The organism is Flavobacterium sp. (assembly GCF_040402955.1).
GTDB lineage: Bacteria > Bacteroidota > Bacteroidia > Flavobacteriales > Flavobacteriaceae > Flavobacterium.
The window spans coordinates 32,475-45,106 of the sequence record NZ_JBBALQ010000012.1; the positions used below are offsets into that span (position 1 = coordinate 32,475).

Consider the following 12,632-nt stretch of genomic DNA (forward strand, 5'->3'; position numbering starts at 1 on the left):
GTCGTTTTTTTGATTTATTAAATCGGTTTACATAAATTGTAAAAATGAGAATTCATTAATCAAAATAAAAAAATATAAATTTAATAAATAATTATATAAATGTTTATGTGATGAAAGACATTACATTTGATAAATTCTCAAATATTATGAAAAAAACCTACAGTTTTTTGACCGTTCTTATTACTTTTTTTGCACAATCACAAATAGTAAACTTCCCGGATGCCAATTTTAAGGCAAAGTTATTACAAGCTAGTTCAACGAACTTTATTGCTTCCTCACAAACACCTGTTTATAATGCAGGAAATTGGTATGTCACTTCTTATAACGATATCGATACAAATGATGATGGAGAAATACAGGTCTCAGAAGCTCAAGCCATTAAATGGCTGAACATCAATACTTCTAATATCTCAAATTTTACTGGAATAGAATTTTTTACAAATTTACAGAATTTGAATTGTTCAAATAATCAATTAACAAGTTTAGATGTTTCGGGTCTAACAAATTTAATAATTTTTTCTTGTGTACAAAATCAATTATCGAGTTTAAATGTTTCTAACTTAACAAATTTGCAACAATTGGATTGTTATAATAATCAATTAACAAGTTTAAATGTTTTAGGTTTAACCAATTTGTTGTTTTTATCTTGTAATGATAATCAATTACCGAGTTTAAATGTTTCGAGTTTAACAAATTTGATCTCTTTGGATTGTTATAATAATCAATTGCCAAATTTAAATATTTTGGGTTTAGCAAATTTGAAACGATTGGATTGTTCTAGTAATCAATTACCGAGTTTAAATATTTTGGGTTTAACACATTTGCAACGATTAGATTGTTATAATAATCAATTAACAAGTTTAAATGTTTCAGGTTTAACCAGTTTATCGTTTTTATCTTGTAGTAATAATCAATTGCCAAGTTTAAATGTTTCGAGCTTAACGAATTTGCAGTATTTGTATTGTAAACATAATCAATTAACGAGTTTGTTTTTAAAAAATAATAATAGTAGTTGGGAAGTTTTAAATTTTTCAGAAAATCCAAACCTACAATATATTTGTGCTGATGAAGAAGATTTGAGTTTAGTACAAAGCATAATCAACGAATACAGTATTGCTTTTACTTGCCATGTGAATAGTTATTGTAGCTTTACGCCAGGTGGCACCTATCATACCATTAATGGGACCACACGTTTGGATAGTACTAACAACGGTTGTGATGACAGTGATGGTGTTTATCAAAATCTAAAAATTAATATTTCAAATGGTACGCAAACGGGTAGTTTTATTGCTAGTGGAATAGGAAATTATTCAATTCCTGTTGGTTTAGGTACTCACACGCTAACACCTATTTTAGAAAACCCAAGTTATTTCAATATTACACCAACAACTGCAACAATAGTTTTCCCAACACAAGCAAGTCCGTTTACACAAAATTTTTGTGTTACTCCAAATGGCGTGCATCATGATGTAGAGGTTACAGTTATTCCAATTGATGTAGCGCGCCCAGGCTTTGATGCGTTGTATAAAATTATCTATAAAAACAAAGGCAACCAAGTAGAAAACGGTACCGTTACTTTTGGGTTTGAAAATCAAGATGCCTTAGATGTAGTTTCTACTTTGCCTGTTTTTACTAGCGAAAGCAATGACGGATATTCACGTACTTTAACTTGGAATTACTCTAATTTGTTACCCTTTGAAAGCAGAGAAATTCAAGTGAAATTAAACTTGAATTCACCAATGGAAACGCCAGCCTTAAATGCAGGAAACACAATAAGTATATATGGTGTGGTTACACCTTTAATAAATGATGAAAACAGTATTGATAATGAAGTTGGACTGAGACAATTAGTTGTTAATTCCTACGACCCTAACGATAAAACATGTTTAGAAGGTGCTGTAATTGATCCAAGCAAAATTGGAGGATATTTGCATTATCAAATTCGTTTTGAAAACACTGGAACCTATCCTGCACAAAACATTGTAGTAAAAGACATGATTGATACTACAAAATTTGATGTTTCTTCGCTTCAAGTTATAAATAGTAGCCACACGTGTTATACAAAAATAACAGGTAACAAAGTAGAATTTATTTTTGAAAATATCAACCTACCTTTTGAAGATGCTACAAATGATGGCTATGTAGTGTTTAAAATTAAATCGTTACCAACATTAGCGGTAAATAGTTCGGTTAGTAATTCGGCAGGTATTTATTTTGATTATAATTTCCCAATCATAACCAATACCGCTACTTCTACCTATCAATTGTTAAATGCTAGTAGTTTTGTTTTTGAAAATGAATTTGTTTTATATCCAAATCCAGTTAAAGACAATTTTACGATTAAGACAAAAAATAGTTTAGAAATGCAATCTTTGCAAATTTATAATACACTTGGACAAATAGTGCTAGCCATTCCAAGATTTTCAGAAAATGTAGATGTTTCTTCGTTACAAAGAGGCACGTATTTAGTAAAAGTCAATACCGAAAAGGGAAGCAGTGGTGTCACGATAATTAAAGAATAATAAAAGAGTAATTAAAGGAAAGCAATTCGAAAGAGTTGCTTTTTTTATTAAATTGTGTTAAACTGATGCTGACAATTTGGCAGATAGTAAAATTTAGTACTATCTTTGCTTTCTGAATTTTTGAAAAAACAGTTTTCGAAAATAAAATTATATTACCGTTTATGGAAGAAAAGATTATAGAGGAAAGTAAGCAAGGCACTTCATTGGTTTTGGAGACAAAACAAGTCAACCAAAAGAAGTTATTTATAGAAAGCTATGGTTGTCAAATGAACTTTGCCGATAGCGAAGTTGTGGCTTCTATTTTGGCAAATGAAGGATATAATACGACGCAAGTTTTAGAAGAAGCCGATTTGGTTTTAGTAAATACTTGTTCCATAAGAGACAAAGCAGAAGTAACCGTTCGTAAGCGATTACAAGTATATAATGCCATAAAACGCGATATCAATCCGAAAATGAAAGTCGGAGTTTTAGGTTGTATGGCAGAACGTTTAAAAGAAAAATTTTTAGACGAAGAAAAAATTGTAGATATGGTTGTAGGACCAGATGCTTACAAAGACATTCCGAATTTATTAAAGGAAGTAGAAGACGGTCGAGATGCCATAAACGTGATACTTTCTCGTGAAGAAACATACGCCGATATTTCACCTGTTCGTTTAAGTAGCAATGGAATTACAGCATTTGTATCTATAACTCGTGGTTGTGACAATATGTGCACGTTTTGCGTAGTGCCTTTTACTCGTGGAAGAGAACGCAGTCGTGAACCAGAAAGTATTATTGAAGAAATTGCCGATTTATGGAGTAAAGGGTTCAAAGAAGTAACTTTGTTAGGTCAAAATGTTGATAGTTACCTTTGGTACGGTGGCGGTTTGAAAAAAGACTTTGAAAAAGCCAGCGAAATGCAAAAAGCCACTTCGGTAGATTTTGCTCAATTATTAGACAGATGTGCGTCACAATTTCCAAAAATGCGTTTTCGTTTTTCTACATCAAATCCGCAAGATATGCATATTGAAGTAATTGAGGTTATGGCAAAACATCATAACATCTGTAATTACATTCACTTACCCGTTCAGAGTGGAAGTACCAGAATTTTAAAAGAAATGAACCGTCAACATACTCGTGAAGAATATATTACGTTGATTGACAATATTTACAGAATTATTCCAGATATTTCTCTTTCACAAGATATCATAGCTGGATTTCCAACAGAAACAGAAGCAGATCATCAAGATACCTTAAGTTTGTTAGAATATGTAAAATACGATTTCGGATTTATGTTTGCTTATTCTGAAAGACCTGGGACTTTAGCGGCCAGAAAAATGGAAGACGACGTACCTGAAGAAGTAAAAAAACGAAGATTAAATGAAATTATCGATTTACAGCAACGTATCGCATTAGAACGTACACAGCGATTTTTAGGTCAAACTGTTGAAGTCTTAGTTGAAAAAGATTCTAAACGTTCCGACAAACAGTGGAGTGGAAGAAATTCGCAAAGTACGGTTGTAGTTTTTCCAAAAGAAAATTATAAACTGGGTGATTTTGTATTAGTAAAAATATCAGATTGTACCAGCGGAACATTAATTGGAGAAGCTGTTGGGTATTCAGAAATTATGAATAGCCCCCTAACCCCCGAAGGGGGAACAACATGGGCTAAACAAAATAGTATTTAATTTTTTTTATTCCCCCTTCGGGGGTTAGGGGGCTTATGGAATCAGTTCAAAACATAAAACAACGCTTTGAGATTATTGGAAACGATCCAAAACTCAATCGTGCAGTAGAAAAAGCCATTCAGGTTGCTCCTACGGATATTTCTGTATTGGTAACTGGAGAAAGTGGAGTCGGTAAAGAAAGTATACCAAAAATCATTCATTCTTTATCACACAGAAAGCACGGAAAATACATTGCCGTAAATTGTGGCGCCATTCCAGAAGGAACCATAGATTCAGAACTTTTTGGACACGAAAAAGGGTCTTTTACTGGCGCAACAGGAACAAGAGAAGGGTATTTTGAAGTAGCCAATGGCGGAACTATTTTTTTAGACGAAGTGGGCGAATTACCTTTAACCACACAAGTACGATTATTACGTGTGTTGGAAAATGGCGAATTTATTAAAGTAGGTTCCTCTCAAGTCCAAAAAACGAATGTTCGCATTGTTGCGGCGACTAATGTAAATTTGTTAGAAGCTATTGAAAAAGGAAAATTTAGAGAAGATTTATATTATCGTTTAAGCACCGTTGAAATTAATTTGCCTGCTTTACGTGAAAGAAAAGAGGATATTCACTTGTTGTTTCGCAAGTTTGCTGCCGATTTCGCCCACAAATACAAAATGCCTCCAATTAAATTATCAGATGATGCTGTCAACTATTTATTGCATTATCGATGGAGCGGAAATATTAGGCAATTGCGAAATTCAGCGGAACAAATTTCGGTATTGGAAACCAATAGAGACATCTCATTATCGGCATTAAAATCGTATTTGCCCAATATGGAAAGTAATTCGCTTCAAGTCGTAGGCGAGAAAAAAAACACTTCTGATTTTAGTAATGAACGCGAAATTTTGTACAAAGTACTTTTTGATATGAAAAGCGACCTAAACGATTTAAAAAAGCTCACACTTGAACTGATGCAAAATGAAAATGCTAAAGTGCAAGAAAATAACAAATCGCTTATTCAAAAAATTTATGGAAATTCTGAAGAAAAAAACACTATTTTTGAACAAGAAATAAATAGAAAAGGGTTGCCAGTTGAAGAGGAAATTGAACAAGAAGAGTTTGACGACGATGACGATTTTAACAACAATTATTTGTATACCGAAGCTATTGACGAAATGGAAACGTTAAGTCTAGAAGCCAAAGAAATAGAATTAATAAAAAAATCGTTAGAAAAAAATAAAGGAAAAAGAAAAGCAGCTGCAGATGAATTAGGAATATCTGAAAGAACATTATATAGAAAAATAAAACAATTTGATTTGTAGTTTTAGAACAAAAAGATGAAATTAAAAATTAAAATAACCGCAATTTTAACCTTGTTTTTACTTGTAAGTTGTAACGTGAAATACAACTTTACAGGAACAGGAAAAATAAATGCAAAAACGTTTCAAGTAAATTATTTTCAAAATAATGCTGAAATTGTTGAGGTAGGTATCGAACGAACCTTCACGCAAAAATTACAAAACACCATACAAAATCAAACCAATTTAGATTTGGTGCCCTCTGGTGGCGATTTGTTATATGAAGGAGAAATTGTAGAATATCGCATCACACCAATGGCGTCCAATGCGAATCAACAATCTTCACAAAACAGAATGACAATTACCATAAATGTGAGGTATTCAAGTAAAAATTCAGAAGACGATAATTTTGAAAAGCGTTTTTCATTTTTTCACGATTATGATGCCAATTTATTGCCTTCTGCAGTTTTAAACGAAGCGTTGGAAATCATTTATGAAAGAATTACACTAGATATTTTTAATGAATCTTTAGCCAAATGGTAGTTTTCAATTGCAATATCAAAAATCAAATTCAATAATTAATATTAAAAAAAATAAATTTATAATCTTAATACTTCAATCTTTTTACTTGAATCTCACATAAAATGAATACAAACGATTATATAAATCTACTCAATAATTCTAAAGCTATTAACGACAAACAAACTTTAGTACTAGAAACTATTGTAAATGAATTTCCTTTTTATCAAAGTGCGCGTGCTTTGTATTTAAAAGGATTGTACAATCAAGAGAGTTTTAGATATAATTACGAATTAAAGAAAACAGCTGCTCACACAACAGATAGAAGTGTTTTGTTTGATTTTATTACTTCTGATGATTTTAAAATTTTCCAACAAGAAGTGTACGATAAATATCAAGCTGAAATTCAGAGTATAATTGTTTCAGATTTTGAATATGTTGAAGAAGAAAAACGGCCATACACTATAGATACTAAATCAGAATCAAGCAATGTAACAGAGATAATTTCTATTTCGGAACAGAAAGAATCTAATAAGGAAGTAGAAGCAGCATTAGAAATTGGGAAACCCTTGCAATTTGAAAAAAATGAAACCCATTCCTTTTCAGAATGGCTTCAGTTGGCTAAAATCGCACCAATTGTTCGTGAAGAGACTGAAAAACAAATTCAAGTATCTTCAGAATTAGAAAAAAAATTCGATTTAATAGAAAAGTTTATCGAACTAAATCCGAAAATTCCACAAGTAAAAGATATTACGTCAATACCAATAAATATTGCTAAAAGCAACGAAACGCCTTCTTCAATTATGACAGAAACGTTGGCACAAATTTATCTCGAACAAAAAAAATATACCAAAGCCATACAAGCTTATGAAATATTAATTTTGAAATATCCAGAAAAAAGTAGTTTCTTTGCAGAACGAATTAAAAATATAAAAATTTTACAACAAAATAATTAATACAGAAGTTATGTCATTTACAATTTTTTTAGCATTAATCATCATCGTATGTTTTTTATTAATCTTGACTATTATGGTTCAAAATCCTAAAAGTGGCGGTTTATCTTCTTCTTTTGGAGGAGGAGGTCAAATGGGAGGTGTGAAAAACACAACCGACTTTTTAGAAAAAACAACTTGGGTATTAGGCGGAACGTTAATCGCTTTGATTTTATTTTCAACCTTAAGTTTTAATAGCGGTTCAACCGGTTCTAAATTAGTTGACGAAGATGCAGCGCCGGCAATTGTTAAAGATGCGCCAGCTAAACCAGCAACAACTCCTGCTGCAAAACCAGCGGATACTGCAAAATAATTTTTGCGATAAATATTATATAATGCCAGCCTGTCAGTGCTGGCATTTTTATTTTAAGTAAATTTGTCAGAAATTGTGTTTGGCATAATTTCTGAAATTAAATTATTAATACAATAACAAACCTATTCAATAAAATTATGGCATTAAATATTAAACCAATTGCAGATCGAGTAGTAATTGAACCATCTGCTGCAGAAACGACAACTGCTTCTGGAATTATTATTCCAGATACAGCAAAAGAAAAACCTCAAAAAGGAACTGTTGTTGCTGTCGGAACAGGTAAAACCGATTATACAATGACTGTAAAAATTGGCGATACCGTTTTGTATGGTAAATACGCTGGAACAGAATTAAAATACGAAGGTAAAGATTATCTAATTATGCGTGAAGACGAAATTTATGCGATTTTGTAGCAGTAAGCTTTAAGCAATTAGCTTTAACTAAATAAAATAAAATTAATAGCAGTTGGTTTGCGTATAGCGTAAGGCCTTCTGCCTAAAGCAATAAAAAAATGGCAAAAGATATAAAATTTGATATTGAAGCACGTGACGGTTTAAAACGTGGTGTGGATGCATTAGCAAATGCAGTAAAAGTAACATTAGGACCAAAAGGAAGAAATGTAATTATTTCAAAATCATTTGGAGGACCAACGGTTACTAAGGATGGAGTTTCGGTTGCAAAAGAAATTGAATTAGCGGACCCTTTAGAAAATATGGGTGCGCAAATGGTAAAAGAAGTAGCTTCAAAAACTAATGATTTAGCTGGAGATGGAACTACAACCGCAACTGTTTTGGCTCAAGCTATCGTAAAAGAAGGGTTGAAAAACGTAGCTGCTGGAGCTAATCCAATGGATTTAAAGCGTGGAATCGATAAAGCTGTTGAAGCAATTGTTGCCGATTTAGCAAAGCAAACCCAATCAGTTGGTGATTCTTCAGAAAAAATAAAGCAAGTGGCTTCTATTTCGGCAAATAATGATGAAACTATTGGCGATTTAATTGCGAAAGCATTTACAAGAGTAGGAAAAGAAGGTGTAATTACCGTTGAAGAAGCAAAAGGAACAGATACTTACGTAGATGTAGTTGAAGGAATGCAGTTTGACAGAGGTTATTTATCACCTTATTTTGTTACAGACGCAGATAAAATGGTAGCAGAATTAAATAATCCATATGTATTATTATACGATAAAAAAATCTCAAATTTACAAGAGTTATTGCCTATTTTGGAGCCAGTTGCACAATCAAGTCGACCGTTGTTAATTATTGCGGAAGACGTTGATGGGCAAGCATTGGCTACTTTAGTTGTGAACAAATTACGTGGTGGATTAAAAATCGCCGCAGTAAAAGCACCAGGTTTTGGAGACAGAAGAAAAGCTATGTTAGAAGACATCGCGATTTTAACTGGCGGAACTGTAATTGCTGAAGAAAGCGGCTATTCGTTAGAAAACACAACTTTAGAAATGTTAGGTACAGCTGAAACCATTTCTATTGATAAAGACAATACTACCATTGTAAACGGAGCAGGTGATAAGGAATTAATTAAAGGTCGCGTTAGCCAAATTAAAGCCCAAATGGAAACGTCAACTTCAGATTATGATAAAGAAAAGTTACAAGAACGTTTGGCTAAATTAGCTGGCGGTGTAGCGGTACTTTATGTTGGAGCAGCTTCCGAAGTTGAAATGAAAGAGAAAAAAGATAGAGTAGACGATGCATTACACGCCACTCGTGCGGCTGTAGAAGAAGGAATTGTTGCTGGTGGAGGTGTTGCTTTAGTGCGTGCCAAAACTGTTTTAGCGACTTTAAAATCGGAAAATGCAGATGAAGCTACTGGAATACAAATTATTTCTCGTGCCGTTGAAGCACCTTTACGTACTATTGTTGAAAACGCTGGAGGAGAAGGTTCTGTAGTAATTGCAAAAGTAACAGAAGGTTCAGGTGATTTTGGATTTAATGCAAAAACTGGCGAATACGTTCAAATGTTAGCAGCCGGAATTATCGATCCGAAAAAAGTAACTCGTGTGGCTTTAGAAAATGCGGCTTCAGTGGCTGGAATGATTTTAACTACAGAATGTGCGTTAATCGAAATTAAAGAAGAATCAAATCCAGGACATATGGGAGGCGGAATGCCAGGAATGATGTAATTGGGTTGTCTGAGGCTCTCGAAGGCAAAAGCAAATAAAATTAAAAAAACCGTCCCGATTTTTTATCAGGACGGTTTTGGTTTTTTAGAAACTTTGTTATTTCTTAGAATTTGTATAATCTAAATTATGCGTAATGCTCATAGAAACGTTATGATTCATGATGTTTTTTCCGATTTCAGGTGTTACCAAATGATTTAAATAGCCAACTTCTAGTCGAATGGTATCTTCATAATTAATTCCGAAACCAATTAAAAGTCTGTTTTGATCAAAGAAATTAGCATTCACTTTATTGTCTCCTAAATTAAAAAAAATTTCGTCTTGTAAAATGACATACGCTTTGTTTCTGTCAGTATTAAATTTAAATAAATGAAATAAATTACGATTTAAATATCTTAATCTATTTTGATAATTGGTCGCTTCAATTACGATTTCATTATCACTATTTAAAATAATATTATCCACAAAACGTTGTTCTAAACGGAAACGATGCGTCATTAAATTTTTAGTATCAAACCATTTGTGATTGTATTGTATTTGTTCCCAAGCTCTGTTTTCTGTAAAAAAATCAGTTAATGAAGGTTTGAAAGTTTTAATTAATCCGTAACCTGCGCTTAACGTAATTTGATTGTTTATGTAATACATACCGCCAATTCGGAATAAATTCTGTCTGTTTTGTTGAAAATTAGCGTCACCACGCCATTGCACTTCTATATGCGCACCAAACTTGTTGGTTAGTTTGTATTGACCCGTATATACTAGCCAATTGGCTTGGCCTTGAATTGTTTTTTGTGCAAATACCGTAGTAAACATAAAAGTTAACCCGAAAATAATTTTATATTTTAAATGCATCTTTTTAATTTTTTGAAACGTAAAATTAATACATAAATTTAATATTTTGGAATTAAACTTCTGCTTTTACTATTTTAACATCTCGTTTAATCATTTGTAATTTGTTGTAAATGATGCCCATATAAAATGGTTTGATAATTTTTTAAGTTTTACTTGTCAGAACCAAAATTGGTTGTATATTTGCAAAAGAATTAATGATGAAACATTTCTTAATTCATTAAAAAAGAAAATAGCATTAAACATATATCGCGGGATAGAGCAGTAGGCAGCTCGTCGGGCTCATAACCCGAAGGTCACAGGTTCGAGTCCTGTTCCCGCTACTAAGTAAGCCATTCAGAAATGAATGGCTTTTTTTTTGTAAAATATTTTCTAGGCAATGTTTCAATAGTTCATATAAGATTAGATAAATTTTTATCTAATCTTATTATTTTATGATATTTATTAGGTAATAATAATTTATTTTTTGGTTCTACTGAAAATAATTTAATTAATCATTTTATTTTCTAACTTCCAAAAAAAAACTATTTTTAGTACAAATAAATGTTTCTGTATCAGTTATAAATACTTTGTTTTATTTATTTTTTGTAGAATTTGTTTTACTTATATTATTTAAACTGAAACGCAAATTTCAGTTTTTTTTACAATATTATGTATTCATCTAATTTTTACTTTTGGATTTAATGATTAACAATTTAGTTAAAGATTAATTATCCTTAAAAGTAAATATATGTCAAAGAATCACAATTTTTTTAAATTTAAAAGTTTTATTTTATTAGTAACGTTATTATTTTTTTCAAATGCATTTTCGGCCAATTGGTATGTTAATGACAATTCAACAACAGGAGATGTTTATTGTACTGCTGCAGGAAATAATACCAATATCGGAACTTCACCGGCAACGCCAAAGCTGACGCTTTTAGAGGCTTATACTGCAGCTGCTCCAGGAGATACTATTTTTATTGATACCGGTACGTATTCTGGTACTGGAAATATTAATCTGACTGTTGCTAAAGCAAATTTAACATTTACTGGTGCGGGTTCACTAAAAACTGTGTTTGATAATAATTTTGCTAGTGCAAACACTAATTATTGGTTAAATATCACTGCAAACAATATTAATATAGCTGCAATTAGCGCAACCGAATTCAATGCAGTATCTGCTGGAAAGGTTGTTACAGTAAACGGTCAAACAGTTGCCTTTAATGATGTAATATTCTTTAATAATGGAAATAACGGTAATGGTGCATTGTACATTACTACTGGCTCAAACGTTACCTTTGCTAACAGTACTAATGCATGTAATGCTGCTGTCTCTTTTGGTGGTGGTATTGATTTAGTTGGAAATAATTCCGTTTTAAATATCAGTAACTGTGTTATTGCAACAAATAATAAATCGAATAATGGTGATGGAGGAGCAGTATTGATTAAGGGTAACGGAAATAATGTTACGATTACCAATACACGATTTGAAAAAAATAATGCCGTTAATGGTGGTGCCATTTGTATTATGGGAGGTACTACTGCAGGTTCCAATCTAGTAACTATTACTGGAAGTTGTTTTGAAAATAATTTAGCCGATCAAACATCAAGTACTGCTAATGGTGGTGCTATATGTATTGGTAGAGGCGAATCAACTGTTAATGTTACCGATTGTAGTTTTACAAACAATCAAGCAGGTACTGGAGCAGCATCTGGAAGAGGTGGTGCTATTTCTGTTAATACTGGAATAGTAGGTGGTCTGTCCTCTCTATCAGGAATTGCAAAATTAAATTTAGTAAGATGTAATTTCTCGGGTAATAATGCAACTGCATCAGGAAAACATATATATGGAGATGAAGCTACGGGTCAAGCTGAAGTCACAATTAATCAATGTACTTTTGCAAGCGCAGGAAATTTTGATATTGCTCAAGCCTCAGCTACAGAAGTAGCTTTTACTGTTACTAATTCGGGTGCTCCAACGGTGTCAAATTTATCTTTAACAAATACGACTGCGCCAACGCAATCAGCAGCAACGGTTTGTCAAACATTAAGTGGTGACGGTTGTACTTTGCCCGCAGCTTGTACCGCTTCACTATCCTATCCTAATTCTTCGATTTGTAGTTCGGCTTCAACTCAAACCCCAACTTTTAGTCCTACAGGTGGTACTTTTACCAGTACAATGGGTTTAACTATCAATGCTTTAACTGGAGTCATTACTCCTTCAACTAGTACATTGGGTACTTATACAATTACTTACACCCCTAATAGTGCCGATCCAACTTGTAAAGCTACTTTTAGTATTACTATAGTGGCCGCTCTTGTTCAACCAACAACAGCATGTTATCAAACTGCTACATTTAATACGACAACTTGT

Annotated in this window: 10 protein-coding genes and 1 tRNA gene; 10 read left to right on the forward strand and 1 reads right to left on the reverse strand. The window is 32.4% G+C overall.

Going from position 1 to position 12,632, the window contains the following annotated elements; translation table 11 throughout:
* Positions 1-110 precede the first annotated feature (110 nt).
* From ABWP78_RS06680 to groL, 8 genes are all read left to right on the forward strand, one after another.
* Positions 111-2,522 (forward strand): DUF7619 domain-containing protein, encoded by a 2,412-nt coding sequence (locus tag ABWP78_RS06680; protein WP_353170004.1) that lies wholly within the window; start codon positions 111-113, stop codon positions 2,520-2,522.
* 161 nt (positions 2,523-2,683) lie between these two features.
* Positions 2,684-4,189 (forward strand): tRNA (N6-isopentenyl adenosine(37)-C2)-methylthiotransferase MiaB, encoded by a 1,506-nt coding sequence (gene miaB, locus ABWP78_RS06685; protein ID WP_353170005.1) that lies wholly within the window; start codon positions 2,684-2,686, stop codon positions 4,187-4,189.
* Positions 4,190-4,224: 35 nt separating this feature from the next.
* Positions 4,225-5,493 carry a sigma-54 interaction domain-containing protein gene (locus ABWP78_RS06690; protein WP_353170006.1) on the forward strand — a complete coding sequence of 423 codons (1,269 nt, stop codon included), beginning with the start codon at positions 4,225-4,227 and terminating at the stop codon, positions 5,491-5,493.
* A gap of 15 nt (positions 5,494-5,508) precedes the next feature.
* Complete coding sequence (locus ABWP78_RS06695; protein ID WP_353170007.1) at positions 5,509-6,012, forward strand: LptE family protein; 504 nt, start codon at positions 5,509-5,511, stop codon at positions 6,010-6,012.
* 101 nt (positions 6,013-6,113) lie between these two features.
* Positions 6,114-6,944: a tetratricopeptide repeat protein gene (locus ABWP78_RS06700; protein WP_353170008.1), complete on the forward strand. Its 831-nt coding sequence runs from the start codon at positions 6,114-6,116 to the stop codon at positions 6,942-6,944.
* A 10-nt stretch (positions 6,945-6,954) separates the two neighbouring features.
* On the forward strand, positions 6,955-7,293 hold the full coding sequence (secG, locus tag ABWP78_RS06705; protein ID WP_353170009.1) for a preprotein translocase subunit SecG: 339 nt from the start codon (positions 6,955-6,957) through the stop codon (positions 7,291-7,293).
* Between the two features lie 137 nt (positions 7,294-7,430).
* A complete protein-coding gene (locus tag ABWP78_RS06710; protein ID WP_291240988.1) occupies positions 7,431-7,706 on the forward strand; it encodes a co-chaperone GroES in 276 nt (91 codons plus the stop codon).
* Between the two features lie 98 nt (positions 7,707-7,804).
* Positions 7,805-9,430: a chaperonin GroEL gene (gene groL, locus ABWP78_RS06715; RefSeq protein WP_353170010.1), complete on the forward strand. Its 1,626-nt coding sequence runs from the start codon at positions 7,805-7,807 to the stop codon at positions 9,428-9,430.
* A 96-nt stretch (positions 9,431-9,526) separates the two neighbouring features.
* On the opposite strand, the gene ABWP78_RS06720 is transcribed toward groL, so the two are convergent.
* Positions 9,527-10,279, reverse strand: coding sequence for a DUF2490 domain-containing protein (locus ABWP78_RS06720; protein WP_353170011.1), 753 nt, complete (start codon positions 10,277-10,279; stop codon positions 9,527-9,529).
* A 247-nt stretch (positions 10,280-10,526) separates the two neighbouring features.
* Between ABWP78_RS06720 and ABWP78_RS06725 the strand changes: the two genes are divergently transcribed.
* Together ABWP78_RS06725 and ABWP78_RS06730 are read left to right on the forward strand one after the other, a co-directional pair.
* A tRNA-Met gene (locus ABWP78_RS06725) sits at positions 10,527-10,599 on the forward strand.
* A 407-nt stretch (positions 10,600-11,006) separates the two neighbouring features.
* On the forward strand, positions 11,007-12,632 hold a 1,626-nt coding region (locus tag ABWP78_RS06730; protein WP_353170012.1), incomplete at its 3' end, for a hypothetical protein.

Bases quoted from the DNA above. Each gene is read 5' to 3' on its own strand.
- ABWP78_RS06690 (WP_353170006.1), top strand. From the start codon at position 4,225: ATGGAATCAGTTCAAAACATAAAACAACGCTTTGAGATTATTGGAAAC.
- ABWP78_RS06700 (WP_353170008.1), top strand. From the start codon at position 6,114: ATGAATACAAACGATTATATAAATCTACTCAATAATTCTAAAGCTATT.
- groL (WP_353170010.1), top strand. From the start codon at position 7,805: ATGGCAAAAGATATAAAATTTGATATTGAAGCACGTGACGGTTTAAAA.
- secG (WP_353170009.1), top strand. From the start codon at position 6,955: ATGTCATTTACAATTTTTTTAGCATTAATCATCATCGTATGTTTTTTA.
- ABWP78_RS06710 (WP_291240988.1), top strand. From the start codon at position 7,431: ATGGCATTAAATATTAAACCAATTGCAGATCGAGTAGTAATTGAACCA.
- ABWP78_RS06720 (WP_353170011.1), bottom strand. From the start codon at position 10,279: ATGCATTTAAAATATAAAATTATTTTCGGGTTAACTTTTATGTTTACT.
- ABWP78_RS06680 (WP_353170004.1), top strand. From the start codon at position 111: ATGAAAGACATTACATTTGATAAATTCTCAAATATTATGAAAAAAACC.
- miaB (WP_353170005.1), top strand. From the start codon at position 2,684: ATGGAAGAAAAGATTATAGAGGAAAGTAAGCAAGGCACTTCATTGGTT.
- ABWP78_RS06695 (WP_353170007.1), top strand. From the start codon at position 5,509: ATGAAATTAAAAATTAAAATAACCGCAATTTTAACCTTGTTTTTACTT.